This window comes from Paraburkholderia sp. BR10141 (assembly GCF_056155635.1).
This window is the reverse complement of sequence record NZ_JBMIQH010000020.1, coordinates 96,883-117,630: the sequence shown is the minus strand read 5'-3', so window position 1 is coordinate 117,630 and position 20,748 is coordinate 96,883. Positions and strand designations below refer to the sequence as shown.

Sequence of the window (20,748 nt, the reverse complement as noted above, 5' to 3'; positions counted from 1 at the left end):
ACAATATTTGTGATCTATCTTTGCCGAAACGGCAAAGCGGACGAGACCGCGCTCATCGACATGGACAACACCGCACTGCGCTATTTTCTGGAAGTGGCCCGCAGCGGCTCGCTGAGCAAGGCGTCCGAGCGGCTCTACGTTGCCGTGTCTGCGCTCAGCCGGCAGATCGCCCGGCTCGAAGAGGAGCTCGGCACGCCGTTATTCGAACGGCGCCCGCGCGGCATGGTGCTGAGCGAGGCGGGGCGCATGCTGGCCGAGCACGCGCGGCGCAGCCTGCTCGAAACGGAGCGCGTGGTCGGCGAGATTCGCGGGCTGAGCGAGGGCGGTCGCGCGACCATCCGCGTTGCGAGTTCCGAAGGCCTCGCGCCGGATTTTCTGCCACAGGTATTTGCTCACTTTCTCCGGAGCCATCCGCAAACGCATTTTCAGCTGGACGTGTCCGCGCCTTCTGTTGCAACGCAGCGCGTGCGCGAGGGCACAGCCGATATCGCGCTGTGCTTCAGCGTCGCGCCCGAGAAGGAGATTGCCGTGCACTGTTCGCAGCGCGCGCCGATCTTCGCGCTCATGCGGCGCGATCATCCGCTGGCGGCGCGCGAGTCGCTGTCGTTGCGCGATCTGATCCCCTGGCCGGTCGCCATGAACAGCCAGGGCGTGACGATCCGCCAGCTCCTCGACATCGCGTGCAGCCTCGAAGGGCTGATCTTCGAGCCGGTGTTCGTCAGCAACTATCATGTGGCGTTGCAACGATTCGTACGCCTCACCGATGCCGTGACGTTCACCGGCTTTCTGACCGTGCGCGGCCGTCTCGAGGTGGAGGGGCTGGCCGCGGTGCCGCTCACGAACCCGGAACTGCATCAGCGCACGCTGCAGATCCAGACGATGGCGGGCCGCACGCTGCCGCAAACCATGCAGGCCTTTCTCGACCTGCTCACGCGCGCGATCGACGACGATGAGCTTGCGGGCGGCTGATTTCGCCTACGCGGTAAGCCTCGCGGCGAGCCGGCGCATGCCGGCGAAAACGGCGTCGGCTACATCTGCGGGGAAATCGGCGGGGATCTGCGCCGCGACGGCTTCGATCACGCGCGGCGTTTGCGCTGCCACCTGCGCGAGCATCGCTTCGACATCCGCCGCGGAGAATCCCACGCGCTGGCCTTGCGCGATCCAGTGGCGCGGATAGATCTCCTCGACGCGATAGTGCCGGTTGCGTCCGCGCACGGCCATCGCAAGGCTCACGCGCTGCGGCGCAATATGATTGCGGCCCCGGCCGACGACCGGATGCGCGCTGAGCACGTCGTAGAGCGGCGTGGCGGCGTACTGGCTGCCGGGCAGCAGCGCAATGCTGTAGTTCTTCGCGTGGCCGTCCGTGGCCGCGAGCAGCCAGAAGATGAGCTGCGTGACGAAGAAGTTGCGGCGATCGGCCGTGGCCTGCACGGAGCCGTCCAGCACCTGCATGATCGCGTCGATGCCGGGGCCGCCGTCGGCTTCGTATTTGGCGAGCCCGGACGTGCCCGTGGCCTGGCACAGATCCTCCTGCGGCAGGCGCACGATCCACCTGGCGTCGCTCGCAAGACGCCGGTCGAAACGCTCCACGATCAGTGCCTTCGCGTCCTCGAATTGCGCCATTTCGCACGGCGCGACGGGCAAACCGTAGCCCGCGATGATTTGCGTGCACAGCCATTCGTTTTCCACCGAGGTGCGCATGTCGGCGCGCATGTTGCCGACGAGGCCGAGCGGCAGCTTCAGGATGTGCGTGGTCGGCGTGCTGCCCTGCGGAAGCAGCCACTGCCCGCCATGCCGCAGCAGTGCGGTCTTTTCCTGCGCCCCGGCGATCGACAGCCGCAGGCTGTCCACGGCTTCGTGCTCGCCCGCATGCGGCGTGGCGGTGGTTTCGCGCAGCAGTTGCGCGATGTCGCCTTCGCTCAGGGCGCGCCCCTTGATGCTCTTCAGGCCGGTGGGCGCAACGCCGGCTGGAAGGATCTGCAGCGCGCCCACGCAATCGCGGCCGAGCGCGGCGAGCAGCTCGAACGGCGAGGTGCCGCCGGTCTGGTAGCGCGCGGCGATGCGTCTGCGGATGCGGTCGCTGTCCGGCAGCAGATTGTCGAAATAGTCCGCGACGATCTGGCCGCGGTAGGGCTGGTTGCCGGGCGTGAACGGCAGCGAGAGCGAAAGGGGGCGGCCTTGCTCGTCGTCGAGCCAGCTGTCGAGGTAGACGAGGCGTTCGTTGCCGCGCACGTTCTCCCAGTAGCCCACCGGGAGGCCGTTCATCCACAGGTCGAGCCGGTTGGGCAGGCGGGGGCGTGTGCTCACCAGTCCTCCCTCGGCTTGCGGCGGCCGGCGGACTGGCGCTGCGGCGCGGCCTCCGCCGGCGTGGCGCGGGTGCGTTTGCGGGCGGCCGGGGGGTTGGCCGCGCTCGGCATCCTGGCTGCAGCCGCAGGTGCTTTGGCCGGGCGGGGCGCGGCTTTCGCCGCGACAGGCGAGGCCTTGGCTTCGGGCGCGCCGAGCTTGATTTCGACGTCGACGAGGCGCAAGACCCGCACGAGCCGCTCGACGCTCGCGGCTTCGGGATTCGCCTCGAACGCGGCATAGCTCTGCTGCGAGATGCCGAGCCGCGCGGCGATGTCTTTCTGGGTGAGGCCGGCCTTCTTGCGGAAGCCGACGAGAATCGGGCGCAGCTGGCTCAGGGTCTTGAGAGGGTAGTCCACGGCAACTCCGGGCGGCGAAATGCCGATGCAGGCGGCCGAGGCAAACGGAAACGCGCGGCCCAGTCGGATACAGTCTATACCCTGTAAAGTAAAAATACAAATCACAGGCTGTAATTTAAAAATACAGTCTACAGATTGTATTCGCTGCCGGGCGAGGGCGGCGGTAGGTGCATGACACGCCAGTAAATGTGCAACTAACTGTCAATCGCCGCACAACCCCGCCCCAGCCGCTTCGCGGCCAGGGCGGTCTGCTTGCAGGCGTCCGGGCCCGTCTTCCCTTTTATCAGGACTCCGATCAGCGTTCGGCGCCATGCATCGGCTCGCCGAGCACGAACGGTCCGCCCTGATACTGCTGCGCAGCGTCGCCGAGCTCGGCGTTCGGCGCGGTCGCCGGGAAGCGCTCGGCGTACGGCGCCGAGCTGTCGCGCGGGCGGTAGCCGAGGAATCCCGCCTTGCCGTTGTCCCACCAGCTCGCCGGATTGTCCGACACGCCATAGACGATCGCATGACCCACGCGGTTGGTGAACAGCGAGCAGCGCACGAGTTCGATGAAGTCGCGATAGCTCAGGAACGTCACGAGCATGCGTGCGTTCTTCGGTTCTTCGAACGACGAACCGATGCGCAGGCAGACCGTCTCCATGCCGAAGCGATCGAAGTAATAGCGCGACAGCGATTCGCCGAAGCATTTCGTCACGCCGTACAGGCTGTCCGGCCGGTGCGCGGCATCGGTATCGAGCACGCTCGTGACGGGATGGAAGCCCGTGACGTGATTGGAGCTGGCGTAGACGATGCGCTTGACGCCGTGCTTGCGCGCGGCTTCATAGAGGTTGTACGTGCCGCGAATGTTGGCTTCGAGTAGATCGTCGAATGGCGCGTCGATGGAGATGCCGCCCAGGTGCACGATCGCATCCACGCCCTCCACGAGTTGCATGACCGCCGCGCGATCCGAGAGGTCGACGCGGCGCGTTTCCTCGTGTGCCGCCGCCTCGCCCGGCTCCGTGATGTCGCTGACGCGAACGATCTCGGCCCAGTTCGCGAGCGCGCCGCGCAACTGACGGCCCAGATTGCCGCCCGCGCCGGTAAGAAGAAGGCGGCCGAACGGTTTGGCTGCAAGTGGGTGTTGCGACATCAGGGCTCCCTGGAGATTATTTTGGTATTGAAAACGCGAGGAAAACGTTTTCCAAATATAGCCATCGGCAGTCGCAGCGTCAATGGAGGAATACCTGCGGCGAATACCGGGGTTCACCCCAGGTCCGTTTCTGCGACAATGCTCGCCGTCGATCCTCCCTGGCGTTGCCGATCTATGAAAAGTGGTTCCCCGACGATTCGCGATGTCGCCGCCATGGCCGGCGTTTCGGTCGCGACGGTATCGAAGTACGTGAACGGCACCCAGCGCTTTTCGCCGGCGGTGGAAGCGAAGGTCAAGGACGCCATCGCGCTGCTCGGCTACCGCTCCAATCCGCTGGCGCGCTCGATGATCACGGGGCGCACGCGCACCATCGGCATCGCCATTCTGGACATCGCGAACCCGCACTTCACGAACGTGGTCAAGGGCGCGAACCGCGTGGCGCTCCAGCACGACTACACGCTGCTCCTCGTGGACGCCGAAGAGAATCTCGCCCGCGAACGCTCGCTCATCGAAGCGCTCGCGCCGCGCGTGGACGGGCTCATCGTCAGCTCGCGGGCTTCCGAGGAAATCGCCCGGTGGACGATGAATCTGGGCAAGCCGGTCGTCATGCTCAGGACCGTGCGCGGGCTCGACATGCCCACCGTGGGTTTCGACAACCGGCTCGCGACGTCCATGCTGGTGCGTCATCTGCTCAATCTCGGGCACCGGCATATCGCCTATCTGGGCTTCGCCGCGGCGACCATCAACGACGAGCGTATTGCCGGCGCCACCGAGGCGCTGGCCGAGGCCGGCCTCACGCTCGATGTCTACGAAACGCACGCGCCGACCGCCCAGGCGGGCGAGCACGCCTGCTCGCGGGTGATGCTCGGCCCGAAACGCCCGCAGGCGGTGATCTGCTACAACGACCTCATTGCGCTCGGCTTCATGAAGGAGGCCAGGTCGCTCGGCTTTCGCGTGCCGCAGGACGTCTCGGTTGCCGGCATCGACAACGTGCCCTATGGCGAATACGTCGAGCCGCGCCTGACCACGATCGACGGGCAGAGCGAGCGCATGGGCGAACTGGCCATGCAAAAGCTCATCGACGTCCTGGCCGGCCGCGCCGATGTCGAGCAGGTCGTGCTCGAACCCCGCCTCGTCGTGCGCGACTCGACCGTCGCCTGTCGCTGATTCCCTGATCGCTGTAGATCCCCCGCGCTGGCCGCCAGACAACGGCCGGCGGCCTTGCCACGCCTGTTTCCGATACGCCAACTGGGCCGCGCCAACCCTCCTTCGCTCCGCGTAACTACCTACTAGCCATTTTGAAGGGAACGCATTAAATTTCGAGAAAACGTTTTCCAGAAATGGCACGGGAAGAACAAAAGGAGATCGGAAAATGGCGGAGCACACGCGCCGGTCGAAGTGCGCTGTAGTCGGGGTGGCGATTGCCGGCGCCCGACCCCACCTTTGCGTCGTCCTTCACGCAGGTATCACCCACCACCGGTTCTGAGACACCCGGTTGGCCAGCGAATCAGCCCAAACACGGCTCGAAAACAACTCTTCCATTCTTGGGGCAAGCAATGAAAAAGACCTTTCGCAACTCACAGGGTGCACGCACCGCGAAGACCGCAATGACCGTTCTGGCGGCGGCGCTGGCGCTCACCGCAGGCGCCGCGCACGCGCGCGTGTTCCGCGTCGCCGACGTGCACAGCGACACCTTCCCGACCAACATGGCGCTCAAGCACATGGGCGAGGAAATTTCGCAGGCCACGGGCGGCAAGGACTCGATCAAGGTGTTCGGCAACAGCGCACTCGGTTCGGAGAACGATACGATCGATCAGGTGCGTATCGGCGCGCTCGACATGGTGCGCGCCAATGGCGCCGCGTTCAACGAGATCGTGCCGGAATCGATGATTCCCTCGCTGCCGTTCCTCTTTCGCGACATCGACCATTTCCGCAAGGTGATGTACGGCGCCGAAGGCCAGAAGATTCTGGACGCGTTCAAGGCCAAGGGCATGATTGCGCTGACGTTCTACGAGAGCGGCGCGCGCTCGATCTACGCGAAGCGTCCGATCAAGTCGCCGGCCGACATGAAGGGCCTGAAGGTGCGCGTGCAGCCGTCCGACCTCATGGTCGACGAAATCAAGGCGATGGGCGGCACGCCCACGCCGATGCCGTTCGCCGAAGTCTATACGGGCCTGAAGACGGGCCTCGTGGATGCAGCGGAAAACAACCTGCCGTCGTACGAGGAAACCAGGCACTACGAAGTGGCACAGGTGTACTCCGAGACCGATCACGCGATGACCCCGGAAGTGCTGGTGTTCTCGAAGAAGGTATGGGACACGCTCACGCCGCAGGAGCAGGAGATCATCAAGAAGGCCGCAGCCGACTCGGTGCCGTACTACGTGAAGCTCTGGACCGCGCGCGAAGACACGGCGGGCAAGACGGTGGAGAAGGGCGGCGCGACCATCATTCCGGCCGCGCAGGTCGATCGCGCGGCCTTCGTTAAGGCCATGCAGCCGGTCTGGACGAAGTATGAAAAGACGGCCGACATGAAGAAGATCGTGGACGAAATCCAGGCGATTCACTAAAGCCTGGGGCTCCGCGTCACAAGCGGCGCGGAGCCGGAAAAACGCCGTTGTTCAGTGTGTGCCGTGCAAGGATGGATCATGACTTTCCTGAAACTCCCCAACGATTTGCTGTTTCGCCTGCTGACGATCGTTGCCTCGGTTGCGCTCGCCGCGCTGACGGTTCTCGTCTTCTACGGCGTGATCATGCGCTACGTGTTCGAGAGCGCACCCGATTTCGTCGAGCCGATCGCGTTGCTGCTGGTAGTCACGATCGCCATGTTCGGCGCCGCGCTCAAGGTGCGCGAGCGCGGGCATATCGGTCTCGATTCGCTCGTCAAGAAGCTTTCCCCGCGGGGGCAACTGATCGCCGAGGCGTTCCAGCATCTCTGCCTGATCGCGCTCGGCGTGGCGATTTTCTTCGGCTGCCTGCAAATGGCGGACACGACCATGGATGACCACATCGCGATTCTCGGCATACCGGAAGCGGTGCGCTATGTCATACCGGTCGTGGCCGGTACCTGCATCGTGCTGTTCTCGCTCGAGCATCTTCTGGCGCTGTTCGTACGCAAGGCAAAGTAGGGCAAACATGGAACTCGCAATTCTTTCGCTCAGTTTTTTGGTGCTCCTCGCCGTTGGGGTGCCGGTTTCTTTCTCCCTCGGTCTCGCCTGCGTCAGCACGTACCTTTACGAAGGACTGCCGGCCGCGACTGCCATGCAGTCGATGATCTCGGGCATGAACGCGTTTTCGTTTCTCGCGGTACCTTTCTTCATTTTCTCCGGCGAGCTGATGCTGCACGGCGGCATTGCCGACCGCATCCTGCGCTTCGCCCAGGCTGCAGTGGGACATTTCCGTGGCGGACTCGGCATGGCCAATGTCGTCGCGTGCACGCTGTTCGGCGGCGTTTCCGGTTCGCCTTCCGCCGATACGTCGGCGATGGGTGGCGTGGTCATTCCGCTCATGAAGCGCGAAGGCTATAGCGCGGCCTATGCCGTCAACGTGACGACGCACTCGTCGCTGGCGGGCGCGTTGATGCCCACCTCGACCAACATGATCATCTATGCGTTCGCGGCGCAAGGCATTACGGGCACGCTGAACGGCCAGCAGATGAGCGGCGTGTCGATTGGCGACCTGCTTTTCTCGGGCCTGCTGCCGGTGTTGTGGGTCATGGGCTTCGTGCTGATTGCGGCTTACTGGCAGGCGCGCCGCTTCGGCTATCCGCGCAGCGCGGACGGCTCGACCAGGCTGCAGGTGTTTCCCGGCTGGCTCGCCGTGGTGCGGGCGTTCCTCGGCGCGCTGCCTGGCCTGTTCGTGATCGCGATCATTCTCTTCTGCGTGGCGCGGGGCATTGCGACCGCCACCGAAGCGGCCGCGATTGCCGTGGTGTATTCGCTCGCGCTCACCGTGGTCGTGTATCGCTCGATGACGAAGGAGAAGCTGTTCTTCGCCCTCTCGCGTGCGGCCAAGACCACGGGCGTGGTGCTGCTGCTGATCGCGGTGTCGAACATGCTGCGCTATCAGATGGCTTATCTGGAGATTCCGGAGGCCATCGAGCGCGTGCTCGAACATGCCACGACCCTTCCCTGGCTGATGCTTCTCTACATCAACATCATCCAGGTGTTTCTGGGCACGTTCATCGACATGGCGGCGCACATCCTCATCACGACGCCGCTCTTCCTGCCGCTCGCCATGCATAGCGGCGTGGGCCCGGTGCAGTTCGGCATCATGATCCTGCTGAACTGCGCGCTGGGCCTCGTGCATCCGCCAATCGGCTCGGTGCAGTTCATCGGCTGCGCCATCGGCGATGTGTCGATCGGGGAGACGACCAAGGTCGCTTGGCCATACTATCTCGCGATTTTTAGCGCGATCAATCTGGTCACCTACTTTCCGTTCTTCTCGACGTGGCTGCCCAGCGTGATCAACGGGCATCCGGTTTTCTAGAACGACCGGCACAAGAAGAACGGAGCGGGCACCATGCGTGCCCGCTTCGCTTTTCTGCGCACGTGCTCTCAGGCCACGCGTATCACGACCTTGCCGAAATGCTTGCCGGCTTCCAGCCACGCGTAAGCTTCGGGCGCTTCCTCGAAAGCGAACACGCGATCCACCACGGGGCGAATCTGCTGCGCGGCGACGAAACGCGTCAAGTCGTCGAGCATCGTGCGGCTGCCGACCATGATGCCGTGCAGACGCTTGATACCGCCGATCACCGATAACAACCCCAATTCGGGGCCCGCGAAACTCGTCACGCCGCCGATGATCGAAACGAGCCCGCCCATCTTCGTGGCCGCCACCGAGCGCGGCAGCGTATCGCGTCCGCCCACTTCCACGACGATATCCGCGCCTTCGCCGCCCGTGAGCCGCAGCACTTCGTCCTGCCATTCGGGATGCGAACGATAGTTGATGGTCTCGCTCGCGCCGAGGGTGCGGGCGCGTTCGAGCTTCTCGTCGCTCGAAGAGGTGATGATGGTCCGCAAGCCCGCCGCGTGGGCGAGTTGCAGCCCCCAGATCGACACGCCACCGGTGCCGAGCAGCACCACGGTTGCACCGGGCCGTGCGCCGCCATCGGCGAAGATCGCGTTCCAGGCGGTGATGCCGGCGCACGAGATCGTTGCGGCCTCCTCGTAGCTCAGGTGCGCGGGAATCGAGACGAGCGAGGTTTCCTCAGCGACGAAGCGTTCGGCGAGCACCCCGTCGAATTGCGCACCGGGCGACTCGCGCACTTTCCACGGTGTGGGTGGGCCATCCACCCAATGCGGGAAGTAGGTGTTGATCACGCGGTCGCCGGGCTTGAAGCGCGTGACGGCCGCACCGACTTCGACCACTTCGCCCGCGCCGTCGGCGACGGGCACGAGCGGCGTGTCGCCAAGGCCGAGGTAATCGCCGCGCGCGAACATCAGGTCGCGATAGTTGAGCGAGGCTGCGTGAATCTTCACGACCACGTCATGCGGACCGGGCGCGCGCGGCGTGAAGTCGGTGCGCGCGAGTGCGCCATGGCCGCTGCCGGCCTTCAGTTTCCATGCGTTCATGACTGCTCCAGTACGAGTGGGAGCACCTATGATAGTGTTGCTTGCGAGGCGACATTGGTGAGATTCCGGAGCTTGGTTGTCGCCGCGGTGGATACAAAAGGAGTGGGGATATGAACGATCGCCTGAACGGCGTGGCCGAATTCGTAGACGTGGTGGACGCGGGCAGCTTCTCCGCCGCGGGCGAGCGCCTTGGCGTGACGCGCTCGGCGGTCGCGAAGATCGTCGCGCGGCTCGAACAGCGCCTGGGCGTGCGCCTGCTGCAGCGGACCACGCGCAGCTTGAGCCTCACCGACGAAGGCCACGCGTACTACGAGCAGTGCCGCCGCGTGCTGGGGGAGCTGAGCGCCGTGGAAGCCGCCTTCGATCACGGACGGCGCGAGCCTGCGGGGCGCTTGCGGATCAGCGCGCCGGTGCTGTTCGGACGCCAGTGCGTGGCGCCCGTGGTGCGGCGGCTCGTGGAGGAGCATCCGCGTCTGAATGTCGAACTCTCGTTTAGCGACCGGGTGGCCGATCTCGTCGAGGACGGCTTCGATCTGGCCGTACGCATCGGGACGCTGCCCGATCACGGCACGCTCGTCGCGCGCCGGCTTGGCGTGCAGCGCATGGGGATCTGCGCGTCGTCTGCGTATCTCGCGCAACACGGCAAGCCCGCGGACGTCGCAGCCCTCGCCACTCACACAGGCATCGCCTATGGCCGAGCGGGACAGAGCCCGGCGTGGCGCGTGCGCGGGCCCGGCGGCGAGATCGAGGAATGCCGGCTCGCGTCGCGGCTGTGCTTCGACGACCTGCTGGCGATCGCCGATGCCGCCGCCGCCGGCGCCGGTCTCGCGTGGCTGCCGTGCTGGCTCATGAGCCCGTATTTGAGCGACGGTCGACTCGAACTCGTCATGGACAGCAAGAGCGTGATGGGCGACGAAGTGCACGTCGTGCGGCAGAAGGCGCGTCACATGCCGTCGAAGGTGCGCGTGGCGGTGGATGCGCTCGTCGCGGATATTTCGCGCATGCTCGGCGCGCAACCGGACTGACCGTGCGCAGCGCGTCTCGCACTGCCGACGCGTCATGGCGTCGTGATGATCAGTGACACTTCATCAAAGCATGAATGGCGTCCTTTGATGCGACCGCGAGGCCAGTGTCCACGCCACGCAAACTCACGCAGGCCCGACAACTGTTACTTCGCCACCGGCATCGAAAATTCCGCACCCTTTTCGGTGCTTTCCGGCCAGCGCTGCATGATCGACTTCTGCTTCGTATAGAAGCGCACGCCTTCTTCGCCATACGCGTGCATGTCGCCAAAGAGGCTGCGCTTCCAGCCGCCAAAGCCGTGCCATGCCATCGGCACCGGAATCGGCACGTTGATGCCCACCATGCCCACTTCGATCTGGCGGCCGAACTCGCGCGCCACGTGGCCGTCGCTCGTGAAGCAGGCGACGCCGTTACCGAACTCGTGATCGTTGATGAGTTCCACGGCCTCGGCGAAATCCTTCACGCGCACGCAGGCGAGCACCGGTCCAAAAATTTCTTCCTTGTAGATGCGCATCTCGGGCGTGACGTTGTCGAACAGCGTACCGCCGGTGAAGAAGCCTGCTTCGTGGCCCGGCACCTCGAGGCCGCGTCCGTCCACCACGAGCTTCGCGCCTTCTTCCACACCGCTCGCGATATAGCCTTCGATGCGCTCGAGCGCCTGCTTCGTGACGATCGGGCCCATTTCCGCGTCGGCTTCCATGCCGTTCTTCACGATGAGGCTGCGTGCGCGCTCGGCGAGGCGCGGCACGATCTTGTCGGCCACATCGCCCACCAGCACGGCCACCGAGATCGCCATGCAGCGCTCGCCGGCCGACCCGTAGCCCGCGCCGATCAGCGCGTCCACGGTCTTGTCGAGGTCCGCGTCGGGCATCACGACCATGTGGTTCTTCGCGCCGCCGAGCGCCTGCACGCGCTTGCCGTGCTTCGCACCGGTCTCGTAGATGTAGTTCGCGATCGGCGTGGAGCCCACGAAGCTCACGGCCTTCACGTCGCGGTGCGCGAGCAGGGCGTCGACCACGTCCTTGTCGCCTTGCACGACGTTGAACACGCCGTCGGGCAGGCCGGCTTCCGTGAGCAGACGCGCCATGAAAAGCGAAGCGGAAGGGTCGCGCTCGCTAGGCTTGAGGATGAACGTGCAGCCGGCTGCGAGCGCCACCGGGAACATCCAGCACGGCACCATGCAAGGGAAGTTGAACGGCGTGATGCCCGCCACCACGCCCAGCGGCTGGCGCACGGTCCAGTTGTCCATGCCCGTGGAAACCTGTTCGGTGTAGTCGCCCTTGAGCAGTTGCGGAATGCCGCAGGCGAATTCGATCACGTCGATACCGCGCGCCACTTCGCCCTGCGCGTCGGAGAAGACCTTGCCGTGCTCGGCCGTGATGATCGCCGCGAGTTCGTCCGCGTGACGGTTCATCAGCTCGAGGAACCGCAGCATGACGCGCGCGCGGCGAATGGGCGGCGTGTCGCGCCACTTCGGGAACGCAGCTTTCGCGCTCGCCACGGCGGCGTCCACGTCGGCGACTTCGCCCAGCACGAGGCGGCGCGCGGCGGCGCCGGTCGCGGGGTTGAAGATCGCTTGCGTGCGGTCGCCCGTGCCGCGCTCGGTCTTGCCGCCGATGAAGTGGACTACGTCTGCGGAATCGGTATAGGCCTGCATGTTATCTCCTCGTTAGGTGAGTGCGTGCCGCCAGTCTACGGAGGGTGCGGGGGCGAGGAAAGACGCTGGCGCTGAATTGATTGTTTTCAGCTGTGAACAATCACTGGCGTAGTCTGTGAAAAGTGCGCGAACGGTATGCTAGTATCGACGCGGGATTCACGAGTTTTGACGCGGACTTTTGATCGATGGATACACAGCGAGTCGAAGCACTCTGGACGCATTTACACTGGCTCAATGTGCTGGCCACCCAGGGCAGCTATACCGCGGCGGCGACGCGCCTGGGCGTGAGCAAGGCGGCCGTGAGCCAGCGCATCTCGGAACTGGAGCGCGTGGCGGGCGTGCCGCTTGTGCAGCGCACCACGCGCAGCGTGCGCTTCACGGAGGCGGGGCTGCGGCTCGTGGAGGACACGCGCGCGCAGTTCGACAGCATCGCCGCGAGCTTCGCGAGCGTGCGCGAGATGGCCGACGTCGCCCGCGGCACGGTGCGCGTCACTGCACCGGTCGCCTTCGCGCGCCAGCAACTGGTGCCGCGTCTCGCGCACTTTTCGCGCACGCATCCCGAAGTGCGCGTGCAACTGGAGCTTTCCGACCGGCTCAGCTCGATTGCGACCGAAGGGTTCGATCTCGCGATTCGCCATAGCGCGCAGGTGCCGGAAACCCACGTGGCCTGGAAGCTCTGCGACACGCGCTCGGTCATCGTCGCCACGCGGCCTTACCTCAAGCAGCGAGGCACGCCGCAAACGCCCGCCGATCTGGCGCAGCACGACTGTCTGTTCTATCCGCGCCCGCTGGGGGCGGGCGTGTGGTCGTTCGAGAAAGCCGGCCGCCGCGCGGAAGGCGCGCGCGAGACGGTGACGGTAAACGGCCCGTTCTCGGCGAACAACAGCGAGGCGTTGCGCGACGCGGCGCTGGAACATCTCGGCATCGCGCTGTTGCCCGATTTCAGCGCGCAGGCCGCGCTGCAGGCCGGCAAGCTCGTCGTGCTGCTGCCCAACTGGCGCCCCGTGGGCGCGTTCGCTTCGCAATTGCACGTCGTGCGGCCGTATGGGGCGCAGGTGCCGCGAGCGGTCAAGCACTTTACGGAGTTTCTGCGGCAGACGTTCAAGGATGGCTTTCCGCTGGAGTGAGGTGGCGCACGCAGCCCTGCCGCCGCCTTCCTGATGCGGTTTTGATAGATTTTTGGTATCCACGGCGCCGGGTGCCGACGTTATGCTTGATCCAACACGGAGGCAGACGCATGGACCAGCACGAAACACCGGTGGCGGATTTGGGGCGGCAATGGTACGTCGAACGCGAATGCTCGCTGGACGCCTTCGTGAACCGACTGCGCGACGACGGCAGCCCGTTGCGTTACGCCTGCGATGTGAGGCAGCGCATTCCCGTCTACGACTGCGTGGCGCTCGAAGGCGCGCTGCACGACGCGGCGCGGCGCGCGCAGTTGCAGGCGGAATGGGCGCATGTGCTGCGCGACGGCGCCGGCGTGCTGGTGCTCGAGCGCGCCTACGCGAATACGCAGCCCGTGGACGATGCCACCGCCGTGTTCGAAGCCATCATCCGGGCCGAGCGGGAGCAGGGCACGAGCGGCGCGGACCATTTCGCGAAGGCGGGCGCAAACGACCGCATCTGGAATGCGCAACAGAAGCTCTGCCTCGAAGCGCCTGCCGTGTTCGTCGACTACTTCGCAAATCTGCCGCTCATGGCCGTGTGCGAGGCGTGGCTCGGACCGTGCTATCAGATGACTTCGCAGGTCAACGTGGTGCGGCCGGGCGGCGCGGCACAGGAAGCGCACCGCGACTATCACCTGGGATTCCAGACGATCGAGCAGGCGCAGCGTTATCCGGCGCACGTGCATCATGTATCCGCTTTCCTCACGCTCCAGGGGGCGGTGGCGCACAGCGACATGCCGGTCGAGAGCGGGCCGACGAAACTCCTGCCGTACTCGCAACGCTATGCCGAGGGCTATCTTGCATGGCGGCGAGCCGATTTCCGCGCGTACTTCGAAACGCATTGCGTACAGTTGCCGCTTACCAGGGGCGACGCTCTGTTCTTCAATCCCGCGCTATTTCATGCGGCGGGCGCGAACCGCACCGCTGACGTACAGCGCATGGCGAATCTGCTGCAGGTTTCGTCGGCGATGGGGCGCGCAATGGAAGCGCTCGACCGTACGAGCATGTGCGAGGCGATTTATCCCGTGCTGCGCGAGTGGCGCAGGAAGGGCCTGGGCGTTGCAGACGAACTTGCGACCGTGGCGGTCATCGCGTCGTGCGCCGAAGGCTATCCGTTTCCCACGAATCTCGACCGGGACCCGCCTTTGGGGGGCCTCGCGCCAGAAAGCCAGCAGGCACTCATGCAGCGCGCGCTGCATGAGGACTGGGAGCCAGGCAGATTCGCCGTGGCGTTGCGCGCGCATGACGCGCGACGCGACCCCGCGTAAGCGCGGCGATGGCGTCGTCGACCACGAGACGGTGAGGTGAGGATATTCAGGATTGCTGCCGGATCAAGTCGACGCTCCCACCTCGGCGAAGCGCGCTTCGTTCAGATCGGCAATCAGCGAGGGACCGGTCGGGCGCCAGCCTAGCCGCGCCTGGGTGAGCGCGCTCGAAGCGGGCACGTCGAGGCCGACGAACATCCCCATCCAGCCGAAATGCGCGGCTGCCTCTTCCGGCGCGATCGAAACGACCGGCAGGCCGAGCCCGCGGCCTAGCGCCTCGGCGATTGCGCGGCTCGTCACGCCTTCTTCGCCAACCGCGTTGTAGCGCGCGCCCGGTTGACCTTTTTCAACGGCGAGCCGATAAAGGCGCACGACGTCGGAGAGGTGGCCCGCCGGCCAGCGGTTCTGGCCGTCGCCCACGTAGGCGCAAACGCCTTTCTCGCGGGCGATCGCGACGAGCGGCGTAATGAGCCCCTGCCGGAACGGGTTGTGGACCTGGGGCAGCCGCACCGCGCCTACATTGAGCCCTTGTTCCAACAGTACCTGCCCAGCCAGCTCGGACGCAATACGCGGGTTGGGATGGCCCGGATTGAAGACGTCCTCGCTGGCCAGTTCGCCTGGCTGGGCGTTGCCGATGCCCGTGCCGGACGTGATCAGTAGCGGACGATCCGAGCCGGCGAGGGCGGTGCCGAGCGCCGCAATGGCGCGCTTGTCCTTTTCGCAGTTTTCGACGAAGCGCGAAAAGTCGTGGTCGAAGGCCGTGTGGATCACGGCGTCCGCTTGCTCCGCGCCGCTGCGCAGGCTTGCCGGTTCCTCCAGCGTGCCGCGATGCACGCGTGCACCCGCCCTGGCGAGCGCCTGTGCGCCGCCTTCGGAACGGGTCATGCCGATCACTTCGTGACCGGCTTCGATGAGTTCCGGCACGAGCGCCGAGCCGATGAAGCCGGTCGCGCCAGTTAGAAAAATACGCATGGTCATCTCTCCTGGGTCATGACTGGCGTACTATCTCCAAATTCTCTATACCGTTAAAGTAGTGAGTTCATCATAGTAAGATGACTAACAGGCTTTCCATTCCGATTCATTCGGCTGGCTCGTCGACGAGTTGTGCAGCATGAGCCCCGAGTTCGACGCACTGTGGCGCGAGAACGAAGTGCCGGCACATGCAGAAGCCGACCACGTGAAGCGCTTGCACCATCCCACGCTGGGTCTGATCGCGCTGGAGCAATCGGCGTTTTCCGTCGATGGCCGGCCCGACCTGCACATGATCGCCTACAACCCGGTCGATGCCGGGCAGGCCGAGCGCATCAAGGCGCTCATCGAGCAGTCGTGACCCTGCCGCACGCATCCTGACCTCCCTCGTCCTCCTCTCTCATCGCCACACTCCGAGCGTGTCCTGGCTGCACCACAGCGGGCGCGAGGCTTGCGGGCAAAGGCCGTCCGCTGCTCGCCGTCGCGAGCGCGTTTCGCTTCGCGGCAGCGAGGCACGGGCGGATTGCCAGCGCCGCATCCAACCAGGAGACGTGTCATGGGAGACGACAATAGCCCGCATCACGGATACGACCGGCGCCGCTTTCTTGCCGGCGTAGCGGCGGTTGCCGGCAGCGTTGCATTATCGGGCTGCGGTGGCGGAGGCGGTGACGACCCGGCCGGCCAGAACGGCGACGCGCCCGCGCCCTCGGTCGGCGACGTTCCCTCGCCGGACGGCGCTGACCGTTATAGCTTGCCGCGTCCGGCGTTGCCGAATCCAGCGAGTTCGGGCATCGACTTCATCGTGCTCGTCACGATGGAAAATCGTTCCTTCGACCACTTCCTCGGCTGGGTGCCGGGCGCCGAAGGCATGCCCGCGAACCGGCAGTTCAAGGACGCGTTCGGCGCGACGCAAACGCCGTTTTCGCTCGCAGCGAATTCCGCCTATGGCTACCAGGCGTGCGCGTACCAGGACCCCAATCACAGCTACGACGGCGCGCGTACGCAACTCGCTTCGGGCGCGATGAACGGCTTTCTCCTCACGCCGGGCACGAGCCTGCATCAGGGCGACTTGCTGCCCATCGGTTACTACACTTCGGCCGATGTGCAGTTCTTCGACGCGGTCGCGAGCAGTTACACGATCGGCGACTTCTACTTCACCGGCATCCTCACCAGCACGTTTCCCAATCGCCTTTATCTGCACAGCGGCGCCACGGATCGCCTCGACGACAGTATCGACAATTCGACGCTCCCCACGATCTGGGACAGGCTCAGCGCCGCGAATATCGGCTGCAACTACTACTATCACGACGTGCCGTTCACGGCGCTTTACGGCAGGCGCCATGTCGGCATTTCGCGTCCGTTTGCGGATTTTGTCGCGCATGCCGGGACGGGTACGCTGCCGCCGTTCTGCATGGTCGATCCGGCATTCGCGGGCGAGCCGCAAGGCACTTCCGCGGACGATCATCCGCACGCGGACATCCGCAACGGCGAGGCGTTTCTCGGGCAGGTGTACGAAGCGCTGCGCACGAGTCCGACCTGGAACCGCACGCTGATGATCGTCGTGTATGACGAGTGGGGCGGCTTTCTCGAGCACGTGGTGCCGCCCACGAGGCCGATCAGCAAGAACGAGCTCGCGCTCGGCAACGACGGCAAGCTGGGTTTTCGCGTGCCGCTCGCGCTGCTGGGGCCGCGCGTTCGCGCGGGCACGGTCACGCGCTATCCGTTCGACCCGAGTTCGATTCACGCGCTGCTGCAATGGCGCTTCGGCTTGCCGCCGCTCGGCGTGCGCAGCAGCGATTCGGCGACGTTCAATCTCGCCTATGCGCTCGATTTCACCGATGCGCCGCGCACCGACGCGCCTGCGTTCACGATTGCCCAAGGCACGTTCGGCGGGGAGTGCTCGGGGATCCCCGGGGTGTCGCCGTCGAATCCGGTGTCGTCGATCGATCAGTCGCAGCTCGCGACCAACCCGAACGTGGACCGCTTCGCGGACCTGCGCGCCAAGGCGGCGTCGTTAGGATTCCAGACGGGAGGTTAGCGCTGCGGGGAGGGCCGCCTGTGTCAGCGATCGCCGTGTCAGCGCACGGCGATCGATGCGGCGATCCGGTCGGCGAGTTCGCCGAGCACGCGACTGAGCGCAGCGGCTTGCGCGGCCGCATCGTGACCCTCGACCTGTGCGCTTAGCGCCGCCTCCTGGCTCATTGTGGTTCGTGCGGGCTGACCCGCGAGCAGCGTCCACGCCACTTGCAGCGTGAGCGTGCCGCCCGCGCTCGCGTTGCAGTCGAGCACCGTGACGACGAGCGTGCGCGTGCCGGCGGGCGCGGGCGCGTCCGGAAAAACGAATGCGCCGGGCGGCAGGCGCGGCAGCAGGTCCTGCGCGAGCGTGCTGCGCATCATCTGCCCGAGCGGCGCCCCCCAGCGGTCGTTGTCGTCGACGGCGAGCCGGTTGGGCGCGACATGCGTCACCACTTCGGGCCGGTCGAGCACGGCGGGAATATGCACGGCGCCCAGCTGCACCGGCGCCATGGCGGCGGTGGCAAGCGGCGCTTGCGCAGGCGTCGCGTTGAGCGTGACGTAACGCGTGGGTGCGCTGTGGCCACATGCGGTGATCCCGACGCCGATGCCCGCGAGCACGGCCGCATCTAGCAGTCGCGCGATCGAAGCCCGGCTCGCTTGGCGGCGCATCATTGGCTCTCCTCCTGTGCCTTGCCGCGCAGCAGCGCTTCGGGATGCCGGTCGAGATAGTCGGCTAGCGCGCGAACCGAGCGCGCGGTATCCGTCAGCTCGCGCAGCGCGGCGGGCAGGTCGTTCTGGCTCGAGGCGTCGGCGCCCAGCGTGCGATTGGCTGCCGCGACGGTGCGATCGGCTTCGTTCGCCGTCTCGCGCAGCTGCGCGACGAGCGGGCCGATCTTGGGCGACACCTGCGCGAGCGTCTGATCGATTTGCGCAACCGAGCGGTCGATATGCATGAGGCTGTCGCGGATCTGCGGCGAGGCGCTGATGGCGTTCACGTGCGCGGCAATGCTGCGCACTTCGTCGCCCGTTTGCTTGATCGGCAGGTCGTCGATCTTCCGGATCACCTCGCCGGCGCGCGAGGTCATGGTATCGAAATCGGCGGGGGCGACGCTCGGGATCACGGGGAGCCCGCTGTCGGCGGTGAGCGTCGCGCCCGCTGCGCCCGCAACGAAGTCGAGATTGACCTTGCGCGGCCCGACGAGCGGCGGGTCCTGCGAAAGGCGCGCGCGCAGCCCGTCGGCGACGAGGTGATCGAGCATGCCGTCGACGAGCGGCCGCCAGTTGCCGTCCGCGGGCGGCGGCGCGCCGACGATGCCAAGCTGCGACGGGTCCAGCGCGAGTTGAACCGGGGTGCTCAGCGCGCCAGTGCGCACGTCGTAGCTCAGGCGCACGCTCGTGACGGTCCCCACGGGAAAGCCGCGCAGGTCCACTTCCGAGCCGGTCTCCAGGTTGCCGACCGCGCCGTCGAAGCGCACCGCATAGCGCACCATCGGACCGTGTTCGGGCGCAAGCGGCGGCCGGCGATCGCTCCCGTCGAAGTGGTCGGCATGTTTGCCGGGACCGGGCTCCATGACGATTTCGGGTCCCGAAAGCATGGCCTTCAGCGAGGCAGGGTCGCTCAAATCCACCTTCGCGCCGCGCAGGTAAAACCGCGTGCCCGAGCGCAAATACGGATTCTCCGCCCGGTCGATCCGGAGCTTTGCTTCGACATGCTGACCATCTGGCGCGAGCGACACGTCCGAGACGGCGCCCACTTTCACGCCGTGCAGCGTGACGATTGTGTCGTCGGGCTTCATGCCGTAGGCATTGTCGAACGTCACGACAACGGTCTCGCCGTCATGGACGAGCGCGCGCAGGCCGAGCCATCCCGTCGCGCCGATGGCGGCAATCGGCACGGCCCAGATCCAGCCGGGCCAGGCGCTGCGCCGCACTTCGGCTTGCGTGCGGTGGCGATGCGGGCCGCTCATGGCTTTCTCCGCCTATGCACGTCCCACATCATGCGCGGGTCGAAGCTGCGCGAGGCCAGCATCGTGAAGAAGACGACGAGTGCGAACGCCGTCGCGCCGGTGTCGGGTCTCGCCACCGCCACGCCATCGAAGTGGATCAGCGGCACGAATGCCGCGATCGTGAAGACGTCGACGTTCGACCAGCGGCCCAGTTCGTCGATCCAGCGATAAAGATGGGCCTTGGCGCGCAGGTGCCGGCGCGAATGGCGCAAGACCGAGGTGATGAACCACACCATGCCGCCGAGCTTCGCAAGGGGAATGACGATGCTCGTGCCAATGATCAGGATGCCGAACGGCCATAGTCCGACGTGAAAGAGCTGATAGACGCCGTCGATGATGCGGTGCGAGTCGTAATGCCCGAGTTGCCGCGACATGGTCATCGGATAGAAGTTGGCGGGCACGGTGAGCACGAGCGCCGCGAGCGTGAGCGCGGCCGCGCGCACCACGGCGTCCGGCTTGCGCGCGCGCAGTTTCAGGCCGCAGCGCGGGCATGGCCGGCCTTCATGCGAAATGGGCACGACGAGGTCGCACACGGGGCAGGACAGCGCGCCATGCCCGTGCGGCGCCTGTTGGTCGGGGACGATGGCGCGCCAGACGGTGCGGCGATCGAGCGAGGCGCGCGTGAGCATCGACATGAGCGCGGCAAGGATGAAACAGTAGCCGCCCGCCCCGATCGTTCCCGTGAGGTTCTGCGTGACGCGCGCATAGCCGACGAGGCAACCGGCGAGGTAGACGTCGGGCATGGCCCAGATGTCGAGCGCGATGGACCAGCGAAAGAGCGTGCCGATATGCCTGAATCGCACACCGAAGCCGACCAGTCCCAGCACGATCATGAGCAGGCCGAAGCGTACGAACGGCAGCACGATGCCGAATGCGCCGAGCAACAGCGCGAGCGCGAGCCAGCCGTCGCGCCAGATCGACACGATGCCCGACGCGAGAACGGATGAACGATCGGCGCCGAGCATGTGCACCGTCATCAGCGGCGCGAGGTTGGCGGGGAACAGCAGGACGAAGGTCGTGATGGCGCAGGCGAGCGAAGCGGTGATGCTGCGCCCGCTGCGCCGCTCGAGCGGGTAGTGGCAGGTCCTGCAGCGCGCGAGCATGCGCGGGCCGAGCGGAGGGATGTCCTCGAGGGCGCCGCATTCGGGACAGCCGATCGTCATGGGCGGAGCTCCTGACTACGCCTCGCGATGACACACGATTCGCATCAGTGAGGCGATTTCACGACCACGCGCATAAAGCGTT

Annotated in this window: 18 protein-coding genes and 1 pseudogene; 10 read left to right on the top strand and 9 right to left on the bottom strand. The window is 65.8% G+C overall.

The genetic code is table 11. The features are described 5' to 3' along the window. Positions 1–60 precede the first annotated feature (60 nt). Entirely contained in the window at positions 61–969 is a 909-nt protein-coding gene (locus ACOJB8_RS25635) for a LysR substrate-binding domain-containing protein (RefSeq protein ID WP_368684606.1), read from the top strand. Between the two features lie 6 nt (positions 970–975). On the opposite strand, the gene ACOJB8_RS25630 is transcribed toward ACOJB8_RS25635, so the two are convergent. The 3 genes from ACOJB8_RS25630 to ACOJB8_RS25620 form a co-directional block, all read right to left on the bottom strand. Beyond that, positions 976–2,265 (bottom strand): type II toxin-antitoxin system HipA family toxin, encoded by a 1,290-nt coding sequence (locus ACOJB8_RS25630; protein ID WP_475014993.1) that lies wholly within the window; start codon positions 2,263–2,265, stop codon positions 976–978. A gap of 38 nt (positions 2,266–2,303) precedes the next feature. Next, positions 2,304–2,702 carry a helix-turn-helix transcriptional regulator gene (locus tag ACOJB8_RS25625; protein ID WP_368618849.1) on the bottom strand — a complete coding sequence of 133 codons (399 nt, stop codon included), beginning with the start codon at positions 2,700–2,702 and terminating at the stop codon, positions 2,304–2,306. A gap of 295 nt (positions 2,703–2,997) precedes the next feature. Beyond that, complete coding sequence (locus ACOJB8_RS25620) at positions 2,998–3,831, bottom strand: NAD-dependent epimerase/dehydratase family protein (protein WP_069266660.1); 834 nt, start codon at positions 3,829–3,831, stop codon at positions 2,998–3,000. A gap of 174 nt (positions 3,832–4,005) precedes the next feature. Between ACOJB8_RS25620 and ACOJB8_RS25615 the strand changes: the two genes are divergently transcribed. From ACOJB8_RS25615 to ACOJB8_RS25600, 4 genes are all read left to right on the top strand, one after another. After that, the gene (locus ACOJB8_RS25615) at positions 4,006–4,998 is read left to right on the top strand and encodes a LacI family DNA-binding transcriptional regulator (protein WP_069266659.1); all 993 of its coding nucleotides are present in this window, start codon (positions 4,006–4,008) and stop codon (positions 4,996–4,998) included. 440 nt (positions 4,999–5,438) lie between these two features. Continuing rightward, complete coding sequence (locus ACOJB8_RS25610) at positions 5,439–6,398, top strand: TRAP transporter substrate-binding protein (protein ID WP_475014991.1); 960 nt, start codon at positions 5,439–5,441, stop codon at positions 6,396–6,398. Positions 6,399–6,476: 78 nt separating this feature from the next. Then, entirely contained in the window at positions 6,477–6,956 is a 480-nt protein-coding gene (locus tag ACOJB8_RS25605; RefSeq protein ID WP_069266657.1) for a TRAP transporter small permease, read from the top strand. Positions 6,957–6,963: 7 nt separating this feature from the next. Then, on the top strand, positions 6,964–8,316 hold the full coding sequence (locus tag ACOJB8_RS25600) for a TRAP transporter large permease (RefSeq protein WP_069266656.1): 1,353 nt from the start codon (positions 6,964–6,966) through the stop codon (positions 8,314–8,316). Positions 8,317–8,384: 68 nt separating this feature from the next. On the opposite strand, the gene ACOJB8_RS25595 is transcribed toward ACOJB8_RS25600, so the two are convergent. Continuing rightward, positions 8,385–9,401 (bottom strand): zinc-dependent alcohol dehydrogenase family protein, encoded by a 1,017-nt coding sequence (locus ACOJB8_RS25595; protein ID WP_475014956.1) that lies wholly within the window; start codon positions 9,399–9,401, stop codon positions 8,385–8,387. Positions 9,402–9,511: 110 nt separating this feature from the next. Here ACOJB8_RS25595 and ACOJB8_RS25590 point away from each other — a divergent pair, with 110 nt between their 5' ends. Beyond that, entirely contained in the window at positions 9,512–10,426 is a 915-nt protein-coding gene (locus ACOJB8_RS25590) for a LysR family transcriptional regulator (protein WP_069266654.1), read from the top strand. 143 nt (positions 10,427–10,569) lie between these two features. Here ACOJB8_RS25590 and ACOJB8_RS25585 read toward each other — a convergent pair whose 3' ends face one another. Further along, positions 10,570–12,081 (bottom strand): CoA-acylating methylmalonate-semialdehyde dehydrogenase, encoded by a 1,512-nt coding sequence (locus ACOJB8_RS25585; RefSeq protein WP_475014953.1) that lies wholly within the window; start codon positions 12,079–12,081, stop codon positions 10,570–10,572. A gap of 185 nt (positions 12,082–12,266) precedes the next feature. Between ACOJB8_RS25585 and ACOJB8_RS25580 the strand changes: the two genes are divergently transcribed. Both ACOJB8_RS25580 and ACOJB8_RS25575 read left to right on the top strand, forming a co-directional pair. Then, positions 12,267–13,208, top strand: a complete 942-nt coding sequence (locus ACOJB8_RS25580; RefSeq protein WP_475014951.1) for a LysR family transcriptional regulator — start codon at positions 12,267–12,269, stop codon at positions 13,206–13,208. Between the two features lie 110 nt (positions 13,209–13,318). Further along, entirely contained in the window at positions 13,319–14,515 is a 1,197-nt protein-coding gene (locus ACOJB8_RS25575; protein ID WP_475014949.1) for a phytanoyl-CoA dioxygenase family protein, read from the top strand. Between the two features lie 63 nt (positions 14,516–14,578). Here the strand turns inward: ACOJB8_RS25575 and ACOJB8_RS25570 are convergent, their stop codons facing one another. After that, positions 14,579–15,484 carry an SDR family oxidoreductase gene (locus ACOJB8_RS25570; protein WP_475014946.1) on the bottom strand — a complete coding sequence of 302 codons (906 nt, stop codon included), beginning with the start codon at positions 15,482–15,484 and terminating at the stop codon, positions 14,579–14,581. A gap of 115 nt (positions 15,485–15,599) precedes the next feature. On the opposite strand from ACOJB8_RS25570, the pseudogene ACOJB8_RS25565 reads away from it, so the two are divergent. Together ACOJB8_RS25565 and ACOJB8_RS25560 are read left to right on the top strand one after the other, a co-directional pair. Next, positions 15,600–15,842, top strand: a pseudogene (locus tag ACOJB8_RS25565) (MmyB family transcriptional regulator); the annotation flags it as partial. A gap of 195 nt (positions 15,843–16,037) precedes the next feature. Continuing rightward, positions 16,038–17,519: an alkaline phosphatase family protein gene (locus ACOJB8_RS25560; protein ID WP_069266649.1), complete on the top strand. Its 1,482-nt coding sequence runs from the start codon at positions 16,038–16,040 to the stop codon at positions 17,517–17,519. A 38-nt stretch (positions 17,520–17,557) separates the two neighbouring features. On the opposite strand, the gene ACOJB8_RS25555 is transcribed toward ACOJB8_RS25560, so the two are convergent. The 3 genes from ACOJB8_RS25555 to ACOJB8_RS25545 are packed head-to-tail and all read right to left on the bottom strand — an operon-like array spanning position 17,558 to position 20,666. Beyond that, positions 17,558–18,169 (bottom strand): PqiC family protein, encoded by a 612-nt coding sequence (locus tag ACOJB8_RS25555; RefSeq protein ID WP_069266648.1) that lies wholly within the window; start codon positions 18,167–18,169, stop codon positions 17,558–17,560. Continuing rightward, positions 18,166–19,464 (bottom strand): MlaD family protein, encoded by a 1,299-nt coding sequence (locus ACOJB8_RS25550; protein ID WP_342948784.1) that lies wholly within the window; start codon positions 19,462–19,464, stop codon positions 18,166–18,168. Before ACOJB8_RS25550 ends, ACOJB8_RS25555 begins: the two co-directional genes overlap by 4 nt. After that, on the bottom strand, positions 19,461–20,666 hold the full coding sequence (locus ACOJB8_RS25545; RefSeq protein ID WP_342948785.1) for a paraquat-inducible protein A: 1,206 nt from the start codon (positions 20,664–20,666) through the stop codon (positions 19,461–19,463). Before ACOJB8_RS25545 ends, ACOJB8_RS25550 begins: the two co-directional genes overlap by 4 nt. Positions 20,667–20,748: the final 82 nt, after the last annotated feature.